Raw genomic sequence first — 23,743 nt, 5'->3', positions numbered from 1 at the left:
CCTAGAGCTCCAGCGTATCGAGCCTGGCCGTCCAGTCGCCCAGGGAATGAGTGACCAGATAGGGATCGGGGTACACCGCGCGCGTCGCCTGCCGCACGATGGTGAACTGCCCGTGCACATCGACCCGCCCGATGCGCGGGTAAAGGCAGGTGTGATGGTTCGCCGGATCGATCTTCACGCGCCCCTGCGGCGCATCGAATTCGCTGCCCAGGATGTGCGGCAGGATCTCCGCAATGCCGTCGCTGCCCGATTGGCGGAATGCATTGGCGAAGATGTGCATCTGGAAATACGAGGCCTCCCAGCACAGGTTGGGCACGCAGCCGTCGCCGAAGCGTTCGCGCAGCCGCGCGAGGCAGCGCCGGTTGGCGGCCGAGTCGATGGACTGGAAATACGGCGCCGCGGTGAAGTGCCCCGTGGCCACGCCGGGGCCCATCTGCGAGACCTCGGCCTCCGACGTGGTGAGGCTCGAGATCGGCATCGTCTTCGGATCGAAGCCCGCTTCCGCGTACGCGCGGTAGAGGCTCGCTGTGGAGTCGCCCACCACGGTCGAGAAGATGAAGTCGGGCCGCTTGTGGCGGATGTCGTCCATGATCGCGCGGTAGTCCTTTTCGGTGGCATCGAGCGCCACGTAGCGCTCGCCGAGCTTCTCGCTGCCGGGACGCTGCATCACCAGTTCGCCCATGATGCGGTTCGACTCGTAGGGATAGATGTAGTCGGAGCCGATCAGGTACACGCGCGAACCGAAGTTCGTGGTCATGAACTCGGCCAGCTGCACACTGTTCTGATTGGGTGCGGCGCCGGTGTAGATGACGTTCCCCGAGTACTCGAAGCCCTCGTAGAGCGTGGGGTAGAACAGCAGCTTGTTCCACTTCTCGACCACCGGGATCACGGCCTTGCGGCTGCTCGACATGTAGCAGCCGAAGATCACGTTGACGCGATCCTGCACGATCAGCTGCTCGGCCAGCTGTGCATAGCGCGCGGGGTTCGATTGCGGGTCGTAGCGCATTGCCACGATCTCGCGGCCGTCGACGCCGCCGGCTTCGTTGATCTCCTCGATGGCGAGCAGCGCGCCCTGCAGCTGCGACAGCCCGATCGTCGAGGTGACGCCGGTTTCCGAGTAAAGGATGCCGACCCGGAGGGGGTCCTTGTCAGCCACGGGGATGTCTCCTGGTTGTGTGAACCATCATTCTCCTCAGTTTGCGGCGGCCAGCCGCGCGCTCATGCGCGCGAGCCGCGCGGGCAGGCTGCGTGCGTCGTCGGCGATGCAATAGTTGCGCCAGCCGAAGATGCGGCGCACGTACGCGTCGGCTGCGCTGTCTACCGCGATGCAGGCCGTGCGCACGCCGGCTTCGCGCGCCTCGGCGACGGCCATGCGGGCGTCTTCGATCAGGTACTTGGGGTCGTGCACGTCGATGTCGGAAGGGGCGCCGTCGGTCACGAGCAATATCGCGCGCTGGCCTGAAGGCTCGGTGCGCAGGTGCGATGCGGCATGGCGCAGCGCGGCGCCGATGCGTGTGGAGTAGCGGCCGCGCACCGCGCCGATCACGGCGCGCGATGGCGCCTCGAGCGGCCTGCCGAATTCCAGCAGGCGGTAGTAGTAGACCTCTGCGCGCGTGTTGGACGAGAAGCCGTGGATGGCGAACCGGTCGGCGCCGCGTGCGTTCGAGCCCGCCAGCAGCAGCGCGGCTTGCTTTTCGACGTCGAGCAGCGAACGCGCACCGCCATGGACAGGGTCGTTCGCCGATTCCGACAGGTCGAGCAGCACCAGCACGCTGCTTGGGCGCGGCGCCTTGCCGGGGCGCATGAAGAGGCGCGGATCGGGGCGCAGCCGCAGGCGGCGGTCGACCAGCACCTCGATGGCGGCGTTCAGGTCGACGTCGTCGCCTTCCCATTGGCGGCGCAGGCGGTGCGTGCGGTCGAGCTGACGGGCGCGGGGCAGCGCGAGCGGGGTCAGGCGCTCGGTGGTGTTGCTGGCGGCCGTTTGTTGTTCACGCACCGGCAAGAGACCCTGCCATGCCGGAAGCTTCTCGATCACCGTGCACCAGCCGGGCCGCAGGCGTTCGAGCTTGCGGTCCCATTCGGGGTAGCTGTAGCGGCCCAGTTCCAGTTCGGCGGCGCCTTCGGGCAACGGGCCATCGCTTGGATTCGCAGCATCGGTCGGCGGTGGCGGCCGGGAGCCCGGCTGCTGCAGTGCGATGGCTTCGTCGGGTGGCGTTTCGGCCTCGCCGAAATCCCACAAATAACTGTTGTCGTCGCGGTACGGCGCCGGCACTGCGTAGTGCTGCGGATCGAAGCGCACGCGCATCTGGCCCAGGTCGTTGGCCAGGATCGACGCGATCGTACGGAAGGCGCCGTAGTCTTCCAGCCCCGCAGAGGCGACGGTCTCGTCGAACAGGCGGCGCGCCTTGTTGACCCAGTGGTTGTCGTCCTGCCAGGCGGGCAGCATCAGCACGCGGTCCATGCGCGAGACGAGCGCCGCAAAGCCCAGGTCCAGCGGGTCGGGCGCGGGCGCGAGCGATCCGGCGAACCAGCCGTGTACCCCGGGGAAGTCGCGGCACAGCAGCCGCTCCACGCGTGCGTCTTCGATGGCAGAGACGATGGCGATGCCCATGGGCTTGAGCGTGCGCGCGGGCCGGGCGGGCTGGGAGTGGCGCAGGTGCGCGACCGCATGGGCCACCATGGCGCAGCGCAGTCGCTCACCGTCGCTGCTGCCGTCGTCCTGCGCAGGGAGCAGCAGCCGCTGGCCCGCCAGCACCGCTCGCGTGCCTGCATTGCCTTCGAGCGGCTGTACCTCGATGTCGACACCCGCCAGCCCACGGGCGAACAGGGCCAGTGCGGCGAAACTGTCTTTCATCCGAACTGCGCTTCGACGAAGCCCTGCAGCGCGCTGGCCATGTCGGGGTCATCGGTCAGGGCGCGCGTCATCGTCATCTCGCAGCTGTCGCGCGGCGACACGCCGTCGCGGATCAGCACGCCCGCGTAGATCAGCATGCGCGTCGACACGCCCTCGTCGAGCCCGCGGTGCTTGAGCTCGCGCGAGCAGCGCGCAATGGCCACCAGCTTCGCGGCCAGGTCGAGCCCGACCGCAGCCTCGTGCGCGACGATTTCCGCTTCGAGGCCGCTGTGGGGGTAGTCGAATTCCAGCGCCGCGAAGCGCTGCCGGGTCGAAGGCTTCATGTCCTTCGCGCTGCTCTGGTAGCCGGGGTTGTATGAGACCACCAGCTGGAAATCAGGGTGCGCGTGCACCAGCTCGCCCTTCTTGTCGAGCGGCAGGATGCGGCGCGCGTCGGTCAGCGGGTGGATCACCACCGTGGTGTCCTGCCGCGCCTCCACCACCTCGTCGAGGTAGCAGATGCCGCCGTGGCGCACCGCCAGCGTCAGTGGCCCGTCGTGCCAGGCCGTGCCGTTGGCGTCGAGCAGGTAGCGCCCCACGAGGTCCGACGCCGTCATGTCCTCGTTGCAGGCGAGCGTGACCAGCGGCCGCCCGAGCGACCACGCCATGTGCTCCACGAAGCGCGTCTTTCCGCAGCCGGTCGGTCCCTTGAGGATCAACGGCATGCGGTGGCGATAGGCTTGCCTGTAGAGCGCCACCTCGTTGCCTGCGGGCCGGTAGAAGGGCTCGGCCTCGATGTGGTAGCCGGCAAGCGGATCGGGGACGGCGGCATTCATGGCGTGGCGAGCAGTTCCTTGAGGGCGGTGTCGATGAAGCGGGTGTCGACGGGGCTGCTGCCGCCGCCTGCGAAATGGCCCCACACGCCCGGGATCGGGCGGCACTCCGCGTTCGGCATGTGCGAAACCTCCCACTCGTTGTCGGCCACGGGAAAGTACAGGTCGCGCTCGGCCGGCATCACGATGGCGCGCGCCTTGATGGCGCCCAGCGCCTTCTTGAAGTCGCCCTTGAACACCGGGTTGTCACTGATGTCGCCGTGCTGCCATGACCACAGCATCGCGAGCAGATTGTTCGCGTCCTTCTGCAAGAAGAAGCCTTCCCAGAAGCCGACCAGGAAGTCTTCGAGTGAACTGAAGCCCAGCTCGCGCCACAGTTCCTGCATGTAGAAGGGTTGCGACAGTCCCCAGCCCGCGTACACGCGGCCCACCGCGCGCAGGCCCTTGCTCGGCGGCGCGCTGTACCAGCCGCCATTCCACGCCGCGTCGGCCGTGAGCGCCGCCTTCACGCCCTCGAGAAACACGATGTTGTGGGGCGCCGTCCTGGCCGAGCCGCAGAACGGCGCGATGCGCTGCACCATGTCGGGGTACAGGCAGCCCCACTGGTTGGTCTGCTGCGCGCCCATCGACCAGCCTGTGACGAGCGCGATGCGTTCGATGCCGAACTTCTCCGTGACCAGGCGGTGCTGCAGCCGGACGTTGTCATAGAGCGTGATGTCCGGAAAGCGCGACAGGTTGTACGGTTCGGGCGTGTTGCTGGGCGACGAAGAGAGGCCGTTGCCCAGCATGTTCGGCACGATGATGAAGTACTTCCCGGGGTCGAGCGCCATGCCCGGGCCGATCAGCCATTCGTTGTCGTAGTGCTGGCCCGAGTACCAGGTCGGATAGACGATCACGTTGCCCTTGTCGGCGTCGAGCTTGCCGTAGGTCTTGTAGGCGAGCCTGGCATTGCGCAGCGTCGCACCGCGTTGCAGAGGCACGTCGCCGAGGTCGAAGATTTCGTAGTCCATGGTCGTTGTCGCTTTCGAAAGAGGGGTTCAGTTCTTGATGGACGGCGCGGTCGCCGCCACTGTCGCGGCGCTGCCGGTGTGGAGCGCGACGTAGCAGATGCCCGCCGCAATGAAGGCCGCCACGGCCGTCGACAGCTGCGGTGCCATCGTCTCGGTGGCGTAGGCCACCAGCGAGCCCGCGCCCCAGGCGATGAAGGCGCGCGGGCGCCAGTCGGCGCCGATGGCGGCACCGGGCCGCACGAAGTACAGGTCGGCGATCAGGATGGCGCCGATCGGCGGCACCAGGATGCCCAGCAGCGACAACCACGGAATGAACAGCGCCCACACGTTGGCCGCCGCAATCGCGATGCCCGCGGCCGCGAGCACCACTGCGAACACGCGCATGCGGCCGTTGCCGATGCGCGACCAGCCCACGGCCGAGTTGTAGAGGCAGTGCGCACAGACCGAGCCCAGGTTGCACAGCAGAAACACGAAGGCCACCACGGCCAGCCAGGGCGCGTTCTGCGCGAGCAGGTAGCCGAACATGTTGTCCAGTCCGAAGGGCTGCGGTTGCGGCAGCGCCAGGGCGGCCGTCATGACGCCGCCGACCAGCATGGCGACCAGGTTGGCCACGGGAAAGGCGCAGGCTGTGGCGATCAGCGAGCTCTTGCGGTCGGCGGCCCAGCGGTTGAAGTCGGCCGTGACCGTGCCCGCGTCGATGAACAGCGCCACCACAATGGTCAGACCGACACCGAAAGACATCGGCAGCGCGGGCTGCGTGCCGGCATACGACAGCACCTTGCCCCATCCCGCCGCGCCGGCCGAATGCAACGCCACCCAACCGCCCAGCACCACGAACAATGGCACCGACACCATGCCGATCCAATGAAGGCCGCGGATGCCGACGAATGTGATGCCCACGTACAGCACGCCCGCCGCTATCGTCATCGTCAGGTAGTCGAACTTGAAGGCTGTGTGCATCAGGTTGCCCGTGATGCCGGTCTGCACCGCGTACCAGCCCAGCAGCAAGGTCGACAGCAGACCCGAGGCGAAAACGTAGCCCTTCTTGCCGAAGCTGGCGCTTGCCAGCAGCGCGAAGTTGTGGCCGCGCGCCGTGCCCAGGACGCCCAGCGATCCCACGTACGCGAACATCAGCAGGTTGCCCACGATCATCGCGAGCAGCGCGGACCGGAAGCCCATGCCCGCCACCAGGATGGAGCCGGTCATGGCGCCCGTGATGATCATCGGGAACCCGAGCCACACCATCGAGACCGAGAAGGTGCTGCGCCGCTTGGAGAGCGGAACCGGGTCGTGCTCGTACTCTTCGCCGAGGACCTTGTCGTCAACATGTGTCTGTGTCATGGCGTACCTTTTGTGGTTGAACGTGGAAGGGCCGGTCGCCAGGTCAGCGATGCGTGGCCGGCTCGTTTGGAATGCCATCGATCGGGCACTCGGGCGTGCCGACGGTGCTGCGCGTGAACGACTCCACCATCTCGCGCGTGCCCTCGGGGTCGTTGATCCACTGCGTGTAGAAGTTGTAGGGGCAGGCCGCCACGCCCTTGTCGCCGTCGCCCGAGTTGATGGTGCCGGTGTAGCCGCGGTGCACCAGCTTGAAGAGGTGGTTCTGCGACTGGCCGTTCCTGCGCGCATCGCGGATCAGGCCCATCGAGAGCTCGGCGTAGTTGATGCCCATTTCTTCCTCGCCGCATTCGCCCAGCGTGCGGCCGTCGAAGCCGATGAGCGCCGAGTGCCCGAAGTACGAGTACACGCCGTCGAAGCCCGCCGCGTTGGCCACCGCCACGTAGGTGTTGTTCATGAAGGCCATGGCCTTCGACACCAGGATCTGCTGTTCCTTGGCCGGGTACATGTAGCCCTGGCAGCGGATGATCAGTTCGGCGCCGCGCATCGCGCAGTCGCGCCAGATCTCGGGGTAGTTGCCGTCGTCGCAGATGATCAGGCTCATCTTCATGCCCTTGGGGCCTTCGCTCACGTAGGTGCAGTCGCCCGGGTACCAGCCCTCGATGGGAACCCACGGCATGATCTTGCGGTACTTCTGGACGATCTCGCCCTCGTTGTTCATGAGGATCAGCGTGTTGTAGGGCGCCTTGTTCGGGTGCTCCTCGTGGCGCTCGCCGGTCAGCGAGAACACGCCCCACACGTTGGCGCGGCGGCAGGCGTCCGCGAAGATCGCGGTCTCCTCGCCGGGGATCGCGGATGCGGTGTCGTACATCTCCTTGGCGTCGTACATGATCCCGTGTGTCGAATACTCGGGAAAGATCACCAGGTCCATGCCCGGCAGGCCTTTCTTCATGCCGACCAGCATCTCGCCGATCTTGCGTGCGTTGTCGAGCACCTCGGCCTTGGTGTGCAGGCGGGGCATCTTGTAGTTGACGACCGCGACGCCCACGCAATCGTTGCTGCTCGAAATATCACCATGTCTCATGACGCTGCTCCTGGTAGGGGTGGTTGAAGGGAAAGAAGGAAATTTCCTCACTCGGGGCGGCCAAAGCTGCGCCCCCGGATGGCGCGCATCCGTTTTGAAAAGGCTTCGTTGCGACCGAAAAACAAAAAAGCCCGAACCGGTGTTGAAACCGGTTCGGGCTTTGTTGCCCGACCCCTCGCTGGCAGCACTGGCAGCGGGGGTCGTATGAATGAAGGACTGAAAACGATTGCTCGTTGGGGCGGATTCTTCTCAACTCACCCCTGCGTGAACATACGTTCTTTCGCTTATTGGCGGATACGCAGAACGTGTGGTACTCGCGCGCACACCGGCGCCGCGCTGCCGTCAGCGCGGCCGGTCAGCGCGGGCGGGCGAAGTCGGCTTCGATCCAGCCGGTGGCGCTGCCGGACGTGAGCCTGAAGGCAGGCGAGACGTTGACGCTCGCGAGTTCGCTGTCGTCTTCGTCGTCGTGTGCGCTCAGCGTGGCCGAGGGGTTGTCCTCGTCGGGCACGATGGCGAGCGACACGCGAATGCGCCGGCCGCCCTGCGCCGTGACGGTCACGCTCTTGTTGAGCGTGGCGTGCAGCTGCTGCTCGTGGCGGCGAATCACCTCGGCGGCGGTCTTCACCAGCGTGGAGAACGCGGGCCCGTCGAGCGGCTTCGGATTCTTCTTGTCGCGGCCCATGGTCCAGGGGCCGACCAGCGCCGGCTCGGGGTCGCCGTGGCGCGTCATCTCGACGGCCCAGCCGTCGTCTTCCTCGTTCTTGATGACGCGGGCGGTCCATTGGCCGTCACGCCAGAGGCGGGGTTCGTGCAGGGGGAGGGTGTCGGAGTCGGTGGAGTCTGTGGCTTCGGTCATTCGGATGCTCGGGTTCGTGCGCGGCCCATTTTCGCCTGCGCCTGGGAGCCGATGTAGTGCTGCAGCCCTTCGACCAGTGCATCGAAGGCGGCGCGGCAGCGCGGGCTGTTGCGCAGGTCCTCGTGCATCGTGACCCATGTCTCGAGCTTCATCGAGAAGGTGCGCGGCAACACGCGAATCAGCGCCTCGTTGCGCCGGGCCAGCCCGACCTGGCAGATGCCGATGCCCGCGCCCGCGCGGATCAGCGCCAGCTGCGCGAGATCGCTGTCGGTGCGCAGAGAAAAGGCCTCGCGGCCATAGCCCTGGAGCGCCTTGCCTGCGTTGCGCACGAAAGCCGAGGGCTGGTCGTAGCCGATCACTGCATGGCCCGCGAGTTCTTCCATCCTGCGCGGCGTCCCGTGGCGGAGCAGGTACTCCTTGCGCGCGTGGAAGCCGAGCTCGACCTTGCCGATGCGGCGTGCGACGAGCTGCTCCTGCTTTGGCCGCACCATGCGCACGGCGATGTCGGCCTCGCGCCGCAGCAGGTCCTGGACGCGGTTGGTCGACACCAACTCGACCTTCAGGGCCGGGTGTTGCTCGCGCAGCCGCGCGACGATGGGCGGCAGCACTTCCACGCCGATCACCTCGCTCGCGGAGATGCGCACCACGCCGCGCACGCCCTCGCCCTGGCTGGTGGCGGCTCGCTCGAGCGAGGCGGCGGTACTTTCCATGGCCTCGGCATGCGTTTGCAGCGCCAGCGCCACCTCGGTGGGCATCAGGCCCACTTGAGAGCGCGTGAAGAGCACCACGCCCAGCGCCTTTTCGAGCGCGGCGACATGGCGCCCGGCCGTGGGCTGGGTGATGCCGAGTGCGCGTGCGGCGCCGGAGAGCGAGCCCTCGCGCAGCACGCCGAGGAACGAGCGGTAAAGCTCCCATCCGATGTTCGAGGTCATGCATCAATGTATAGCTGATAGCTCATGTTCGGCAATTTCAGTTGAACGTCATCCAACCCAGAATTCATTCCATTAACAACTGTTCTGGAGCATTTCATGGCACGCGACGACACGGTTCTGGTTCTGGGGGCGACGGGCGGCATCGGCGGCGAAGTGGCCCGCCAGTTGCGCGACGCCGGGTGGCAGGTGCGGGCGCTGAAGCGCGGCGCGGTCGAAGGCCGGGAGGACGGCATCACCTGGCTCGCCGGCGACGCCATGGACCCGCAGGCCGTCATGAAGGCGGCCGAGGGCTGTGCGGTGATCGTGCATGCGGTCAACCCACCCGGCTACCGGGGGTGGGCGCAGCTGGTGCTGCCGATGCTCGACAACACGATTGCCGCCGCCAAGGCCGAAGGCGCCACCCTCGTGCTGCCCGGCACGGTCTACAACTTCGGCCCCGACGCTTTTCCGCTGCTGACCGAAGATTCGCCGCAGCATCCGGTCACCCGCAAGGGCGCGATCCGAGTCGAGATGGAAAGGCGCCTCGAAGAAGCCAGTCGCGGCGGCACCCGCGTGCTGATCGTGCGGGCCGGCGATTTCTTCGGCCCGAGGCCCGGCAACAACTGGTTCTCGCAGGGGCTGGTGAAGGCGGGGCGGCCGGTCAAGGCCGTGAGCGACCTTGGCCGCCCCGGGCTGGGCCATCAGTGGTCTTACCTGCCGGACGTAGCCCGCGCCATGGTCGAGCTGCTGGCGCGCCGCGACAGGCTCGAGCCCTTCGCGCGCTTTCACATGGCCGGCCACTGGGATGCCGACGGCACGCGCATGAGCGGTGCGATCCGCCAGGTGGTGGCGCGCCGCACGGGTGCCGTGCCGCGCGTGTCGGCCTTCCCGTGGTGGCTGCTGACGTGGGCCTCGCCCTTCGTCACCACCTTTCGCGAAATGCGCGAGATGCGCTACCTGTGGCAAACGCCGGTGCAGATGGACAACGCGAAGCTGGTGGCGTTCCTCGGGCGCGAGCCGCACACGCCGCTCGACGAGGCGGTCGAGGCCGCGCTCGACGGCATGGGCAGCCTCGGTGCCGCGCCGGCGGCCGTGGCCGCCTGACGGTCAGAACACCGACAGCCCGGTCCGCGCCACGAACAGCTCGAGTGCCTTCATGCCCAGCAGCGAATTGCCGGTCGCATCCAGCGCGGGCGACCACACGCACAGCGTGAGCCGGTCGGGCACCACCGCCACAATGCCGCCGCCCACGCCGCTCTTGCAGGGCAGGCCGATCGAGAACGCCACGTCGCCCGCGGCGTCGTAGGTTCCGCAGGTGAGCATCAGCGCGTTGATGCGGCGCGTCTGGCGCTCGCCGGTCACCTCGGCCTGGCCGTCGATCGGATGCGCGCCGTCGCGGCACAGGAAGGCCGCCGCGCGGGCCAGCTGGCGGCAGCTCATGCGCAGCGCGCACTGGTGAAAGTAGGTGTCGAGCACCACGGCCACGTCGTTGTCGATCTTGCCGAAGCTCTTCATGAAGTTGGCGAGGGCGATGTTGCGAAAGCCGGTCGCGGCCTCGGAGCGCGCCACCTCGTCGTCGAACGCGATCGGCTCGCCGCACAGGCTGCCCATCAGCGCAAGGATGTCGGCCTTGGCGCTGCCGCCGGCCGGCAGCGCCTGGCTCACGAGCCGGTCGGCCACGGCGATGGCGCCCGCATTGATGAACGGATTGCGCGGCTTGCCGTGCTCGTTCTCCAGCTGCACCAGCGAGTTGAACGGATTGCCCGAAGGTTCGCGGCCGATGCGCTCCCACAGCGCGTCGCCCATGCGCTGCATGGCCAGCGTCAGCGTGAAGAGCTTGGACACGCTCTGGATCGAGAACGGCGTTTCGGCGTCGCCCGCGAAAGCCTCGGCGCCGTCGCAGGTGCGCAGCGCAATGCCGAGCTGGTGCGCATCGATGCAGGCCAGCGCCGGGATGTAGCTGGCCACCGTGCCGGCCGTGCCCAGCAGCGGCCGCAGGGTGGCGACGATGTCGTCGAGCACCGGCTGGAAGTCTGGGTCTTTCATGTCCGCGCCTTTCGCCGGTTGACCATCACGATGCCCAGGCCCACGCCCACCAGTGCGAGCATCAGCTGCAGTGTGAGCGGCTCGCCGAGCAGCACCACGCCGAACACCAGCGCGAACAGCGGCGTCAGGAAGCTGAACGACGACATCTGCGTGGCGGGGTAGTGCCGCAGCAGCCACATCCAGGTGAGATAGCTCGCGAAGGCGCCGATCACGGTCTGCAGGCCGATCGAGGTCCATGCCCAGGCCGAATACGAGAAGCCCCAGCTTTCGCCGAGCGCCAGCGACAGCAGCGGGCACACGGCCGCGGTCACCGCCACCTGGTAGAACAGGGCCTTCTCGGCGCTCGCGGTGGCGAGCCGCGTGGTGCGCAGCGCCAGCGTGGTCAGGCCCCAGAGCATGCCGCCGACGATCGCCATCGCGTCGCCGAGCAGCTGGCCCGAGCTCGAATGCCCGAAGCCTTCGCTGAACGCGAACAGCACCGCCGCGAAGGCGATGCCCAGGCCCAGCCACTGCAGGCCGCGCAGGCGCTCGGCGGGCACCCAGCGCGGCAGCAGCAGCGAGACCCAGAACGGCGCGGTGTAGAGAAACACCGTGAGCCTCGAAGCCGAGGTGTGCTGCAGCCCCAGGTAGATGCAGGCGAACTCGCCCGCGAACAAGAGGCCCACGAGCAGCCCGCCCGGCAGCGTGCCGTCGCGCTCGAACAGCGGCACGCGGCGCCACAGGCACCAGAGCCACAGCAGCACCACGGCGCCCGCCATGCGCACCGTGGCCTGCCAGAGCGGCGGCACTTCGGCGACGGTGGTCTTGATGAGGATCTGCTGCAGGCCCCAGAACGCGCAGCATGCGATCAGAAGGCCGATGGCGAGGGAGTCGAGATGGGTCTTGCGCTGGATCATTCGTGTCTCGTCGATGGGCTTCGGTCTTGCATGCGGCAACAAAGCCCAGGACCGATGATCGTAGCGCGTGAGGTGTTGGACTGTGCAAGGTCGACGCTCTGCCGCCTCCGTTAGCATTCGGCTTTCGTTTCGGGTACCGCTCCTTCGTCTCGTTGCTCTGCATCCGGTACAGGTGCGGAGTCCGAGAGGTATCCCATGGGCCCACAGGCCTTCTCCTGGCTGCTGCTTGGAGCCAGCATTGCGGCGGAGGTTGCAGGAACGATCGCGCTTCGCCATGCAGATGGATTCACGCGCCTCACGCCGTCGCTGGTGGTCGGGGTCTGCTATGCGGCGGCAATCTGGCTCATGTCGATCGCCGTCAGGCACCTGGAAGTCGGGTTGGCCTACGCGGTGTGGGCGGGCAGCGGCACCGCATTGACGGCGGTACTCGGCATTCTCTGGTTCGGCGAATCGACGACGCTCCCGCGGCTTGCCGGAGTGGCCATGATCGTCATCGGCGTTGTCGTGCTCAACCTCGAACCGCACCAGCCCTGATGCATGCCGAACACGGCGCCGCGGCTCACAAGGGATGTTCCGTATAGAAGCGCCCGCCGTGGAACAGCAGCGGCGAGGCGCCGGCGTTGTGCGTGCAGCGCTCCACCTCGCCGACGAAGATCACGTGGTCGCCTTCGTCGTAGCGGCTGCGGTTGAAGCATTCGAAGCTCGCCGCCGCGCCGGCCAGCACCGGTGCGCCGCCCAGGCCTTCGGTGAAGGCCACGTCGGCCCAGCGGTCGATGTTCTTGGTGGCGAAGCGCTCGGCCAGCCCTTTCTGGTTGGCGGCCAGGATGTTGATGGCGTAGTGCGAGCCGGTGCTGAGCGCCGGCATCGAGCCGGCCGCGCGCGCCAGGCTCCACAGCACCAGCGGCGGTGCGAGCGACACCGAATTGAACGAGTTGGCCGTGAGGCCGACCAGCGTGCCTTCGGCCGAGCGCGCGGTGACGATGGTCACGCCGGTGGCGAACATGCCGAGCGCTTCGCGGAACTCGCTGGGCGAAAAGGTGGGCGGCTTGGCCCGGCGGGAGGTGGTCACGGAAGAGGCTGTGCGTTGGACGGCGGAGGACCATTTTGGCTCAGCGCACGGCGGGCTGCTCGGCCGGGCCGTATCGCCCCGCTGGCGAGGACCGGTTTCGCGGCGCTCAGCCGAAGAACCAGTAGCACACCGCGATCGCTGCCACCACCCCCGCCAGTTCGGCCAGCAGCGCGCAGGCCACCGCATGCCGCGCGCGCTGGATGCCGACCGCACCGAAGTACACCGCCAGCACGTAGAAGGTGGTTTCGGTGCTGCCCTGGATGGTGGCCGCCACCAGTGCGGGGAAGCTGTCCACGCCCTGGCTCTTCATGGTCTCGATCAGCATGGCGCGCGCCGCACTGCCCGAGAAGGGCTTGACCAGCGCGGTGGGCAGGGCGTCGACGAAGCGCGCATCCCAGCCGCCCGCGCTCACCAGCCAGCGCAGGCCGTCGAGCACGAAGTCCAGCGCGCCCGAGGCGCGCAGCACGCCGACCGCGCACAGCATCGCCACCAGGTAGGGCAGCAGGTTCTTCGCAATGTCGAAGCCTTCCTTCGCGCCCTCGATGAAGCATTCGTAGACCTTGATGCGCCGGATCGCGCCGGCCAGCAGGAACACGATGATCACGCCGAACAGCGCAAGATTGCCCATCAGCGACGAGAGCGATGCAATCGCCGCCGCCGAGAGCGTACCCAGGAGCGCCATGAAGCCGCCCAGCAGCAGCGCGCCCGGCACCAGGTAGGCCAGCACCACCGGGTCCCACAGCCGCAGGCGCTGCGCCACTGCCACCGAGAAAAGGCCCACGAGCGTCGACGCGCTGGTGGCCAGCAGGATCGGCAGGAACACCATCGTCGGATCGTTCGCGCCCTGCTGCGCGCGGTACATGAAGATCGTCACGGGCAGCAGCGTGAGCGAAGACGCGTTGAGCACCAGGAACAAAATCTGCGCGTTGGTGGCCGTGACCGGGTCGGGATTGAGCCGCTGCAGTTCGCGCATGGCCTTGAGGCCGATGGGCGTGGCCGCGTTGTCCAGCCCGAGCGCATTGGCCGCGAAGTTCATGGTGATGAGGCCGAGCGCCGGATGCCCCGCGGGCACGCCCGGCATGAGCCGCCTGAAGAGCGGGCCGAGCAGGCGCGCAAGCCAGCCGACCAGCCCCGCGGCCTCGGCGATGCGCAGGAAGCCGAGCCACAGCGTGAGCGTGCCGAACAGCAGCACCATCACCTCGACCGCGAGTCGCGCCATGGCAAACAGGCTTTCGACGATGGCCGCGAAGACCGCTGGATCGCCGCCCACGAGCCAGCGCCCGAGCGCCGCCAGCATCGCCATTCCGAAGAAACCCAGCCACAAGCCGTTGAGCACGCGTGTCCTTTTTCCTTTTTTGTGAGGGCGATCATAGGGCTGCGCCCGAGCCCGCCGCGGGCTACAGTGCGGGCCATGGCAGCCTCTTCCTCGATCCGCAGGCTCGCGGCCCTGGTGTGGGCCGCCGTGGCCTTGGCGTGGCTGGCGGGCTGCGCGGGCCTGCCGCCGCCCTCGCCGCGCGCGCCCGCTGCGGCCATCACCGACGTCGCCGACACCGCGCTCGGCCAGATGGCACGGCAGGGCGCGCCGCAGGGGGCCGAATCGCTGTCGGGCTTTCGGTTGCTGCCGGAGGCGGCCTTTGCCTTCGACGCCCGAATTTCGCTCGCGCGGCATGCCGAGAAGTCGCTCGACGTGCAGTACTACCTGATCCAGAACGACGACGTCGGCCTGCTGCTGCTGCGCGAACTGTGCGACGCGGCGGCACGCGGCGTTCGGGTGCGCCTGCTGGTGGACGACCTCTACACGGCCGGGGAGGACGAGCTGTTCGGCACGCTCTCGGCCTTTCCGAACGTCGAGGTGCGGCTGTTCAATCCGCTGCCTTCGCGGGCCGACTCGTTCGCGCTGCGGATCCTGTTCTCGCTGGCCGACTTCGGCCGCATCAACCACCGCATGCACAACAAGCTGCTGGTGGCCGACAACAGCTTTGCCGTCTCGGGCGGCCGCAACATCGCCAACGAATACTTCATGCGCAGCACGGCGGCGAACTTCATCGACATGGACGTGCTTTCCGGCGGGCCGGTGGTGCGCCAGATGTCCGAAGGCTTCGACCGCTACTGGAACAGCGAGCATGCGTGGCCCATCGAGCGCATCGCGCCGCTGCGCATGACGGTGGACGAGGCGCAGAAGCGCTTCGATGCCATCGCCAGCACGGCGCAGCCCGACGTGCGGATTCGCCAGCGCGACGTGATGGACAGGTCGCCGGTGGGCGAGCAGCTCGCCACCGGCAAGGTCGAGCTGCGCTGGGCGCCGTTCACGCTGTTTGTGGACGATCCCGCAAAGATCACGCGCGCGCCCGGGGCAGCCTATGCGGGCAGCGTGAACGAGGGTGCGCTGGGCGTCATCAATTCGGGCAAGCGCGAGGTCAAGATCGCCTCGCCGTACTTCATTCCCGGCCCGCCCGGCATGGCCATGATGAAGGCCGCGATCGAGCGCGGCGGGCGCATCACGGTGGTGACCAATTCGCTCGGCGCCACCGACGAGCCGCTGGCCTATGCGGGCTACGAACGCTACCGCGCCGACATGCTGAAGATCGGCGTCACCATCTACGAGATCGCGCCGATGCTCACCAGGCGCTCGGGGCATTTCGGCGACTTCGGCCAGTCGATCAGCCGCCTGCACGCCAAGCTCGCGGTGATCGACGACGACCGTTTCTTCATCGGCTCGATGAACCTCGATCGCCGCTCCGCCGCGGTCAACACCGAGATGGGCCTCGTGATCGACAGCCCGGAATTGGTGGCCGACTACGAAAAGCTCCTGAGCGGAGCGCGCGTGAGCCTGGGCTACCGGCTGCGGCTCGCACCCAACGGCCGCCGCGTGCAATGGCTGGAATACGACGACGCCGGCGGCGACATCGTCCACGAGGACGAGCCCGGCGAGTTTCTCTGGCTGCGCTTCAAGAACTGGCTGCTGCTGCCGATCGTGGGCGAAGAACTGCTGTAGCGGCGGCCTGCACGAACCGGCTGTCGACCCGGCATTCAGACCCCGACGCCGAGCAGCCCCTCGAGCAGGCCGTGATCCGCGGCCAGCGCGTTGCTCGGCCCGGCATGCACCACGGTGCCGCGCTCCAGCACGATCGCGCGGTGCGTCATCTCCAGCGCCAGCACGGGGTGCTGCTCCACGACGACGGACGCCAGGCCTTCCGCCTCGCACAGGCGGCGAATCGCGGCGGCCAGCTCTTCCACGATGATCGGCGCCAGGCCTTCCATCGGTTCGTCCAGCAGCAGGAGTTTCGGATTCGTCATCAGCGCGCGGCCGATGGAAAGCATCTGCTGCTCGCCGCCGGAGAGCTGGTTGCCATAGTTGGTGCGCCGCTCGCGCAGGCGCGGAAAGAAGCCGTAGACGCGCTGCAGGTTCCAGCCGCCCGGCCGCGCGATCACCGTGAGGTTTTCTTCCACGGTGAGCGAGGGAAACACCTCGCGCTCCTGCGGCACCCAGCCCAGGCCCGCGCGCACGCGCCGGTGCGAAGGCCAGCGCGTGATGTCCGCGCCCTGCCACCTGACCGCGCCCTGCATCACGCGGGTGTTGCCCATCAGCGTTTCCAGCAGCGTGGTCTTCCCCACGCCGTTGCGCCCGAGGATGGCAAGGCTTTCGCCCTGCCGCAGCGAAAAGCCGAGGCGGTCGAGCACCACGGCGTTGCCGTAGCCGGCTGTGACGTGGTCGAAGGCAAGCACTTCAGACATGGCGATGGGAGCGTCCCAGGTAGACCTCGCGCACGCGCGGGTCGGCGCCGATCTCGGCCGGCGTGCCTTCGGTGAGGATGCGGCCGCCCACCAGCACCGAGATGCGGCGCGAGAAGCGGAAGACGAGCTTCATGTCATGCTCGATGAACAGCACGCTGATGTCGTCCGGCAGCGCCGCGATGGCTTCGAACAATTCGCCGCTCTCGTCCTGCGGCACGCCGGCCGCGGGCTCGTCGAGCAGCAGGATGCGGGGCCTGGCCGCAAGCGCCAGCGCAATCTCGAGCAGGCGCTGCTTGCCGTACGCCAGCTCGGCCACCGGCACGTCGGCCAGGCTGTCGAGCCTGAGCGTGCCGAGCAGCGCATGCGCTTCGTCGAACACCGCCGTGCAGCCCTTGAGCGGCCGCCACCAGGTGGCGCCCAGTCCTTCGCGCTCGCAGATCGCAAGTACGACCGACAGCAGCGGCGTGAGGCTGGGAAACAGCGTGTTGATCTGGAAGGTGCGCGCCAGCCCCATGCGGGCGCGCCTGTCGCCCGAGAGGCGCGTGATGTCGCGATCGCCCATGTGGATCGATCCGCTCGTGGGCCTGAACACGCCGGTGAGCAGGTTGATGAGCGTGGTCTTGCCGGCACCGTTGGGCCCGATCAGCGCCTGGCGCGCGCCCGGTTCGAGCGAGAGATTCACCTCGTCCACCGCCTGGAAGGCGCCGAAGCGGATGCCCAGGTCGCGGGTGCGCAGGGTGTGTGTGGATGTCATCGCGCCTTCCCCGTCCGCACGAAGCGCGACAGTGCGCCCATGATGCCGCCGCGCCCCAGCATGACCGCCGCGATCAGGAAGATGCCGAGCCAGAACATCCAGTACTGCGGGTTCATGTCCGCGAACCAGTCGTGCACCAGCATGTAGACGATGGCGCCGATCATTCCGCCGTACAGGCGCCCGGTGCCGCCGAGCACCAGGATGATCAGCACTTCGGCCGAGCGGTTGAAGCCGATCGACTCGATGCCGACGAACTGCGTGGTCTGTGCCAGCAGCGCACCCGCCACGCCGGCCACGGCCGCCGACATGGCATAGGCCATGCGCAGCCGCGCCTCGACCGGAGAACCGATGGCCGTCATGCGCTTGCGGCTGTCGTGGATGCCGCGCAGCGCAAGGCCGAAGGGCGAGCGCAGCACCAGCCGCACCAGCAGGAACATCGCGAGCACCACGGCGAAGGCATAGCAGAACGCGGTCTTGCCGTACAGGTCGAAGTCGAACAGGCCGAGCACCGGCGCGATGACGACGCCCTGCAGGCCGTCGGTGCCGCCGGTGATGCCCGAGAGCCGGTTGGCCAGCTCGTACAGCAGCACGCACACGCCGATGGTGATCATCAGCCGCGTGAGATCGGCGCCACGCACCACGAGGTAGCTGAGCAGGTAGCCGAGCAGGCCGCTCACGGCCAGCGCGAATGCAAGGCCGGTGAAAGGCTCGCTCCAGCCGTACCTGGCGAGCAGGCCGGCGGCATAGGCGCCTGCGCCGAAGAAGGCCGCATGGCCGACCGTGAGGATGCCTGCGTAGCCGAGGGCCATGTCGAGCGACACGGCGAACAGGCCGAAGATCATGATCTGGCTCATCAGCGTGAGCTTGTCGGGCAAGAGGAAGAAGCTCGACGCGAGCGCGAGCCAGAAAGCGAGTTCGGCGATGCGCAGGTGCGCGGGGGAGAGGATCGGCGCCTTCATGCGAGCCCCTTCCTGGCGACGATGCCGTTCGGCCTCGCCAGCAGCATGGCGATCATGAAAACGTAGATGAGAAAGGCGCCCGCTTCCGGCCAGTAGTACTTGCCCGCCACGTCGACGATGCCGACCAGCAGCGCCGCGATGAACGGCCCGGTCACGGTGCCCGCACCGCCCACGCACACCACCATGAGAAAGTAGACGAGGTACTTGAGCGGGAACGACGGCTCCAGCCCCAGCATGCCCAGGCTCAACGCGCCGCCCAGGCCCGCGAGGCCGCAGCCCAGCGAGAAGGTCAGGAAGAACAGGCGCTGCACATGGATGCCGGTGCCGCCCGCCACGCGCTGGTTGTCGACCGCCGCGCGCACCATCGCGCCGTAGCGCGTCTTGCCCAGGCCCAGCAGCAGCGCGGCCAGCACGGCCACGCCGCAGACGATCAGGAACAGGCGATAGCGCCCCACTTCGAGTCCGCCGATGGACACCTGCCCATCGAGCGCCGGCGGCAGGGTGAAGGGCTGCATCGTCGGTCCGAAGAAATACGTGAAGGCCGCGATCGACACGAACACCACGCCGATCGACAGCAGCACCTGGTCGAGCGGATGCGCGCGGTACAGCCGCCGGTAGAACACAAACTCCAGCGCCGCGCCCGCCACCGCCGCGGCGACGAAGGCGGCCGCCAGCGAAAGGCCGAAGCCCAGGCCGAAGTGGTTCATCAGCACGCTTGCCGCATAGCCGCCCACCATCGCGAAGCTGCCGTGCGCGAGGTTGACGAAGTTCATGAGCCCCATCGTGATGGACAGGCCGACGCCGATGAGGAACAGGAGCATGCCGTAGGCCACCCCGTCGAAGATCACGATGCCCATGGGCCTCCTGTTGCTGCGCTGCTTGCGGCGTGACGATGTGCTTAGTTCGAGCTTTCCTTGGCCGGATCCTTCACGCGGTCGAACTTGTCGAACTCCACGTTCACCAGCTGGCCGTTCACGCGCTCGGTCTTGCGGATGTAGACGGTCTGCACGATGTCGCGCGTGAGCGGGTCCACCTCGATCGGGCCGCGCGGGCTCTCGAAGCGCAGGCCGCGCAGCGCATCCATGAACTTGTCGCCGCTCGCGTCGCCCTTGGTCTTTTGCAGCGTGAGGTCGATGGCGGCCATGGCGTCGTAGGCCGTGACGGCGAAGTAGCTCGGGCGCAGCCTGGCGCCGTTGTCGGCGGCGAAGTCCTTCACGAACTTCTGGTTCTTGGGCGACGGGTGCGCGAACGAGTAGTGGTGACTGGTGACCAGGCCGAGCGCCACGTCGCCGGTGGCGTCGAGGTAGCTGTCGTCGGTGGCTTCGCCGGTGGCGTAGAGCTTGATGCCGGCCTGCTCCATGCCGCGCTCCTTCCACACCTTGAGGAAGGCCGGCGGCATCACGCCCGAGGGAAAGAAGAAGAACACGGCCTGCGGCTTGGCGTCCTTGATGCGCTGCACGTAGGCCGAAAAGTCGGGGTTGTTCATCGGCGTGCGCACCTCGCCCGAGACCTTGCCGCCGCCGGCGGTGAAGGTCTTCTTGAAGGCGGTCTCGGCATCGACGCCCGAGGCATAGTCGGCCACCACGGTGTAGGCGTCCTTGATGCCTTCCTTGAGCATGTAGCGCGCCATCGGGTCGGTGACCTGCTGCACGGTGAACGACAGCCGCGCCACGTAGGGCGAGCTGGTGGTGATGGCCGAGGAGGCGGCGTTCATCACGATCGTCGGGATCCTGGCCTGCGTGGCGATGGCGCCCACGGCATAGGCATTGGGGCTGAAGTCCAACCCGGTGAGCACGTTCACCTTGTCGCGCACGATGAGCTCCTGCGCAATGCGCTTGGCGGCGTCGGGGGCGGGGCCGGCGGTGTCCTTCTTGATGATCTCGACCGTGCGCCCGCCCACCTTGCCGCCGTGCTCCTTGAGGTAGAGCGCGACGCCGGCGTCGAACTGGCGGCCGTAGTCGGCGTAGGGGCCGGAATAGGTGGCAATGAGGCCGATGCGCAGCGGCTCGTCGGCGGCCTGCGCCGCGCTGCCGAGCAGGCCGAAGCCGGCGAGCAGGAGGGTCGAGAGAACGGTTCTCTTCGTCATCGTCGTCATGGGAAAACGCCTTTCAGGTGGGATGAATGCGGGGCGAGCAAGTGAATGCGCGTCAGACCTGTGTCTGTGGGACGCGCACCCTGAGGCCGTCGAAGGCCGCCGTCACGCTGAGCTGGCAGCTCAGCCGCGAATTGGGCTGGCGCTCGGCCGCGACGGCGTCGAGCAGCGCGCTCTCCATGTCGTCGGGCGGCGGCAGCAGGCCGGCGAAAGCGTCGTCGACATAGACGTGGCAGGTGGCGCAGGAACAGCAGCCGCCGCACTCGGCGTCGATGCCGCGCACGTTGCCGCGGATGGCGGTCTCCATCACGCTGGCGCCGATCCTGGCGTCGACCTCGCGCGTGCTGCCGTCCTTGAGGATGTAGTGGATGGTGGGCATGGTTTCTAGAACATGTCGAAGTACTCGCGGTGTTCCCACTCGCTGACCTCGAGGTTGAAGCGGGCGATCTCCGCTTCCTTGATGTGGCAGAGGTAGTCGACGAAGGTCTTGCCCATCTGCGTGTTGAGCATCTCGTCGCGGCGCAGGCAGACGAGCGCGTCGCCGAGCGATCGCGGCAGTTGCTCCGCCGGTGTTTCGTACGGCGCGTCGGCCGAGGGGCCGGGGTCGGTCTGGTGGCGGATGCCGTCCAGGCCCGAGAACAGCTGCGACGCGAGGTACAGGTACGGGTTGGCCGTCGGCTCGCCCACGCGGTTCTCGATGCGCGAGGCGTTCTGGCCCGGGCCGCCGAGCACGCGCAGCATCGCGCCGCGGTTGTCGCGGGCCCAGATCGCGCGGTCGGGCGCGAGCGAGAAGGGGCGGTAGCGGCGGTAGCCGTTGATCGTCGGGCTGGCCAGTGCCGCGGCGCCGCAGGCGTGCGCCTTCAGGCCGCCGAGGTAGTGCATGCCGATCTCGCTGAGGTCGCGTCCGCCGGCCTCGGGCATGAAGGCGTTCACGCCGTCGCTCTTGCGGCGCAGCGACTGGTGCAGGTGCCAGCCGCTGGACATCACGTTCGGGATCTTCGGGCGGCACATGAAGGTGGCATGCAGGCCGGCGCGCTGGCAGATCTGCTTGATCGCGCTGCGCAGCAGCACCATGGTGTCGGCCGGCACGACGCCGGCTGCGGGGCCGAAGGTCAGTTCGAACTGGCTCGGGCCGAACTCGATCTCCAGCGAACGCAGCGGCAGGCCGAGTGCGACGAGGTTCGAGCGCAGCAGCTCCATCAGATCGTCGACGCGGTCGTAGCGCAGTTCGGTCAGGTACTGGTGGCCGTGCGACAGCAGCGACACGCGCGGCGGCTCGCCGGGCTGGCCCGAATCGGCCAGGCCCATGCGCGCGTCGTCGAGCTTGAAGACGTGGAATTCCACTTCGAGGCCGGCGATGAAGTCGAAACCCATCTCGTCGAGCTGCCGCACCGCGCGCTGCAGGATCTGCCGCGTCGCGAAGGGACAGGGCTTGCCGTCGGCCATGTAGGCATCGCACAGGATCCAGCCGGTGCGCGGCGCCCAGGGCAGCACCTTGAAGGTGGCGGGGTCGGCCACGATGGTGAAGTCCGCGCCGCCCTGCAGGCCTTCGATGGCAAAGCCGCCGTTCGCGCTGAACACCGGGAACACGGTCTTGTGCGAGGTGTCCTTGGCCAGCAGCGTCGAGGTGAGGTTCACGCCCTCCCACAGCGCAGCGCGCGCTTCGCCCGCAACCAGCGTCTTGCCGCGCAGCAGGCCGTGCTGGTCGGGCCAGGCGAAGCGGACCACGTCCACCTCGCCGCTGTCGATGCGGCGCACCAGCTCGCGCGCCTGGGCATGCTGCTCGTCGGACCAGAGACCGAAGCGGTCTGCGAAGGTGTTGCTGCTGCTCATGGCGGGCGTGCTCAGTCAGCGAGCCGTGCGCGGGCCCAGTCCGACTTGAGGCGGCGTGCGCGGTCGGCCTCCTGCCAGTAGGCCTCGGTGGCCTCTTCGCCGCTGACCTTGCCGATGCCGTCGATGGACGGTGGTCCGGACATCGCGCCGGCCTGCGCGGCGTCGATCAGCATCGGCGCGCTTTCGCCGGCCAGCGTGGCCTCGATGGCCTTCACCAGCACGCGGCGGTAGGCAATGATGCCCTTGTCGGTGCTGCCCAGGTGCTCGCGCGTGCGGTCCTGGATGGCGCCCTGCGACTCCACCGCCCACTGGTCGTGCACATTGATGTCGTCGCCCATGCCGGTGTAGGTTTCGGTCAGCTGCTCTTCGATGCTGTAGCCGTAGTTGTTGCGCTTGTTCTTGCGCGAGGTGTAGTCGGGCAGTTCGTAGAGCGCGAGGCGCTGGTCGCGCATCTGCTCCTTGTCGACCGGGCCCGTGAAGCTCGTGAAGATGGCGTACCAGTAGCAGTGCGTGTCGTCCACCGGCACATGCCATTGCGAGATGGTCATCTCGGCGCTCATCGGGATCACGAAGGCCTGCGGGAACACCACGTTGGTCACGCGCACGTGGGTGGTGTCTTCGGAGAGCCGGCGCAGCGCCTTCAGGCGCAGGCCGTAGTCGGTGGGCTCCACGCTGATGTCGGGCCGGTCGTACTCGCGCAGCACCTTGGTGATCGGCATGTCGGAATCGGCCGAGGCACCGCGGAACTGCTTGCCGTAGCTCTCGGAGGTGTCCGCGTCCTCGAAGAAGCGGTGCAGGTAGGACGCATGCGCGGGGTCGATGCCCACTTCGAGCGCCTGCAGCCAGTTGCATTCGAACAGGCCCTTGAACGCGAAGGTGTGGCTGTCGGGCGCGACGAAGCAGTCGAACTCCGGGAAGGCCGGGGGCTCGCCGTCGCCGATGTACGCGAAGACGACGCCGCTCTTCTCGACCACCGGGTAGGCCGACTGCTTGATGCGGCTGCACAGCTTGCTGGTGGCGGGCTCGGCGGGGGTTTCGAGGCAGTTGCCCCTGGCGTCGAACAGCCAACCGTGGAAGGCGCAGCGCAGGCCCCCGTTCTCGAGCCGTCCGAAGGCCAGGTCGGCGCCGCGGTGCGGGCAGTCGCGGTCGAGCATGCCGAGCTGCCCGTTCTCGTCGCGGAACAGCACGAAGTCCTGGCCCATGAGCCTGACGGGCTTGACCGGGCGCGGGCCCGCCAGTTCGTCGGCCAGGGCCACCGGCTGCCAGTAGCGGCGCAGCAGCTTGCCGGCGGGGGCGCCGGGTCCGACGCGGGTGATGAAATCGTTTTGTTCGGCGCTGATCATCGTGCGGGCTCCATCGTGGGTGCTTCCGGGAGAAGTCTGCAGACATTGCATGCAGTTGTATGCATTGTCTGGGTGTTCCTCGACCAGGGTCAAATTTTCATCAGCAATTTCGTCTTGAACTGAGCGTTGATGATGGAAAGACTAGGGTTAA

The 23,743-nt window shown here is 67.8% G+C and carries 23 protein-coding genes; 3 read left to right on the top strand and 20 right to left on the bottom strand.

The window, feature by feature from the left end; translation table 11 throughout:
* Position 1: 1 nt before the first annotated feature.
* The 8 genes from EJO66_RS28510 to EJO66_RS28475 form a co-directional block, all read right to left on the bottom strand.
* Entirely contained in the window at positions 2-1,156 is a 1,155-nt protein-coding gene (locus tag EJO66_RS28510; RefSeq protein WP_124961308.1) for a transporter substrate-binding domain-containing protein, read from the bottom strand.
* A 36-nt stretch (positions 1,157-1,192) separates the two neighbouring features.
* Positions 1,193-2,854, bottom strand: a complete 1,662-nt coding sequence (locus EJO66_RS28505) for a nitric oxide reductase activation protein NorD (protein ID WP_125966737.1) — start codon at positions 2,852-2,854, stop codon at positions 1,193-1,195.
* A complete protein-coding gene (locus tag EJO66_RS28500; protein ID WP_124961310.1) occupies positions 2,851-3,669 on the bottom strand; it encodes a CbbQ/NirQ/NorQ/GpvN family protein in 819 nt (272 codons plus the stop codon). Before EJO66_RS28500 ends, EJO66_RS28505 begins: the two co-directional genes overlap by 4 nt.
* Positions 3,666-4,676: an alpha/beta fold hydrolase gene (locus tag EJO66_RS28495; RefSeq protein ID WP_125966736.1), complete on the bottom strand. Its 1,011-nt coding sequence runs from the start codon at positions 4,674-4,676 to the stop codon at positions 3,666-3,668. Before EJO66_RS28495 ends, EJO66_RS28500 begins: the two co-directional genes overlap by 4 nt.
* Before the next feature lie 27 nt (positions 4,677-4,703).
* Complete coding sequence (locus tag EJO66_RS28490; protein ID WP_125966735.1) at positions 4,704-6,017, bottom strand: purine-cytosine permease family protein; 1,314 nt, start codon at positions 6,015-6,017, stop codon at positions 4,704-4,706.
* A 43-nt stretch (positions 6,018-6,060) separates the two neighbouring features.
* On the bottom strand, positions 6,061-7,098 hold the full coding sequence (locus EJO66_RS28485) for an aliphatic amidase (RefSeq protein ID WP_124961313.1): 1,038 nt from the start codon (positions 7,096-7,098) through the stop codon (positions 6,061-6,063).
* 355 nt (positions 7,099-7,453) lie between these two features.
* Positions 7,454-7,954 (bottom strand): hypothetical protein, encoded by a 501-nt coding sequence (locus tag EJO66_RS28480; RefSeq protein WP_124961314.1) that lies wholly within the window; start codon positions 7,952-7,954, stop codon positions 7,454-7,456.
* The gene (locus EJO66_RS28475; protein WP_124961315.1) at positions 7,951-8,886 is read right to left on the bottom strand and encodes a LysR family transcriptional regulator; all 936 of its coding nucleotides are present in this window, start codon (positions 8,884-8,886) and stop codon (positions 7,951-7,953) included. Before EJO66_RS28475 ends, EJO66_RS28480 begins: the two co-directional genes overlap by 4 nt.
* Before the next feature lie 96 nt (positions 8,887-8,982).
* On the opposite strand from EJO66_RS28475, the gene EJO66_RS28470 reads away from it, so the two are divergent.
* Positions 8,983-9,969: an NAD-dependent epimerase/dehydratase family protein gene (locus tag EJO66_RS28470; protein WP_125966734.1), complete on the top strand. Its 987-nt coding sequence runs from the start codon at positions 8,983-8,985 to the stop codon at positions 9,967-9,969.
* 3 nt (positions 9,970-9,972) lie between these two features.
* On the opposite strand, the gene EJO66_RS28465 is transcribed toward EJO66_RS28470, so the two are convergent.
* Positions 9,973-10,911 carry a glutaminase gene (locus EJO66_RS28465; protein WP_124961317.1) on the bottom strand — a complete coding sequence of 313 codons (939 nt, stop codon included), beginning with the start codon at positions 10,909-10,911 and terminating at the stop codon, positions 9,973-9,975.
* The gene (locus EJO66_RS28460) at positions 10,908-11,807 is read right to left on the bottom strand and encodes a DMT family transporter (protein ID WP_124961318.1); all 900 of its coding nucleotides are present in this window, start codon (positions 11,805-11,807) and stop codon (positions 10,908-10,910) included. The genes EJO66_RS28465 and EJO66_RS28460 overlap by 4 nt, the downstream gene beginning before the upstream one ends.
* Positions 11,808-12,002: 195 nt before the next feature.
* Here EJO66_RS28460 and EJO66_RS28455 point away from each other — a divergent pair, with 195 nt between their 5' ends.
* Positions 12,003-12,341, top strand: a complete 339-nt coding sequence (locus tag EJO66_RS28455; RefSeq protein WP_125966733.1) for a DMT family transporter — start codon at positions 12,003-12,005, stop codon at positions 12,339-12,341.
* A gap of 25 nt (positions 12,342-12,366) precedes the next feature.
* Here EJO66_RS28455 and EJO66_RS28450 read toward each other — a convergent pair whose 3' ends face one another.
* Together EJO66_RS28450 and EJO66_RS28445 are read right to left on the bottom strand one after the other, a co-directional pair.
* A complete protein-coding gene (locus EJO66_RS28450) occupies positions 12,367-12,876 on the bottom strand; it encodes a flavin reductase family protein (protein WP_124961319.1) in 510 nt (169 codons plus the stop codon).
* A gap of 106 nt (positions 12,877-12,982) precedes the next feature.
* Complete coding sequence (locus tag EJO66_RS28445) at positions 12,983-14,212, bottom strand: nucleoside recognition domain-containing protein (RefSeq protein WP_124961320.1); 1,230 nt, start codon at positions 14,210-14,212, stop codon at positions 12,983-12,985.
* 75 nt (positions 14,213-14,287) lie between these two features.
* Between EJO66_RS28445 and EJO66_RS28440 the strand changes: the two genes are divergently transcribed.
* Positions 14,288-15,871 carry a phospholipase D family protein gene (locus EJO66_RS28440; protein WP_124961321.1) on the top strand — a complete coding sequence of 528 codons (1,584 nt, stop codon included), beginning with the start codon at positions 14,288-14,290 and terminating at the stop codon, positions 15,869-15,871.
* Positions 15,872-15,906: 35 nt separating this feature from the next.
* Here the strand turns inward: EJO66_RS28440 and EJO66_RS28435 are convergent, their stop codons facing one another.
* From EJO66_RS28435 to EJO66_RS28400, 8 genes are read right to left on the bottom strand one after another with little or no spacing between them, the layout of a single operon-like run.
* Positions 15,907-16,611 (bottom strand): ABC transporter ATP-binding protein, encoded by a 705-nt coding sequence (locus tag EJO66_RS28435; protein WP_124961322.1) that lies wholly within the window; start codon positions 16,609-16,611, stop codon positions 15,907-15,909.
* A complete protein-coding gene (locus EJO66_RS28430; RefSeq protein WP_124961323.1) occupies positions 16,604-17,365 on the bottom strand; it encodes an ABC transporter ATP-binding protein in 762 nt (253 codons plus the stop codon). Before EJO66_RS28430 ends, EJO66_RS28435 begins: the two co-directional genes overlap by 8 nt.
* Positions 17,362-18,324 (bottom strand): branched-chain amino acid ABC transporter permease, encoded by a 963-nt coding sequence (locus EJO66_RS28425; RefSeq protein ID WP_124961324.1) that lies wholly within the window; start codon positions 18,322-18,324, stop codon positions 17,362-17,364. Before EJO66_RS28425 ends, EJO66_RS28430 begins: the two co-directional genes overlap by 4 nt.
* On the bottom strand, positions 18,321-19,181 hold the full coding sequence (locus tag EJO66_RS28420) for a branched-chain amino acid ABC transporter permease (RefSeq protein WP_125966732.1): 861 nt from the start codon (positions 19,179-19,181) through the stop codon (positions 18,321-18,323). Before EJO66_RS28420 ends, EJO66_RS28425 begins: the two co-directional genes overlap by 4 nt.
* A 41-nt stretch (positions 19,182-19,222) precedes the next feature.
* Positions 19,223-20,419: an ABC transporter substrate-binding protein gene (locus EJO66_RS28415; protein WP_124961326.1), complete on the bottom strand. Its 1,197-nt coding sequence runs from the start codon at positions 20,417-20,419 to the stop codon at positions 19,223-19,225.
* A gap of 52 nt (positions 20,420-20,471) precedes the next feature.
* Positions 20,472-20,795: a 2Fe-2S iron-sulfur cluster-binding protein gene (locus EJO66_RS28410; RefSeq protein WP_124961327.1), complete on the bottom strand. Its 324-nt coding sequence runs from the start codon at positions 20,793-20,795 to the stop codon at positions 20,472-20,474.
* A 5-nt stretch (positions 20,796-20,800) separates the two neighbouring features.
* Positions 20,801-22,249 (bottom strand): glutamine synthetase family protein, encoded by a 1,449-nt coding sequence (locus EJO66_RS28405; protein ID WP_125966731.1) that lies wholly within the window; start codon positions 22,247-22,249, stop codon positions 20,801-20,803.
* Positions 22,250-22,260: 11 nt separating this feature from the next.
* On the bottom strand, positions 22,261-23,592 hold the full coding sequence (locus tag EJO66_RS28400; RefSeq protein WP_125966730.1) for an aromatic ring-hydroxylating dioxygenase subunit alpha: 1,332 nt from the start codon (positions 23,590-23,592) through the stop codon (positions 22,261-22,263).
* Positions 23,593-23,743 lie beyond the last annotated feature (151 nt).

The organism is Variovorax beijingensis (assembly GCF_003951285.1).
In the GTDB taxonomy this organism is placed as follows: Bacteria; Pseudomonadota; Gammaproteobacteria; order Burkholderiales; family Burkholderiaceae_C; genus Variovorax; species Variovorax beijingensis.
This window is presented reverse-complemented; position numbering and strand designations above follow the sequence as displayed.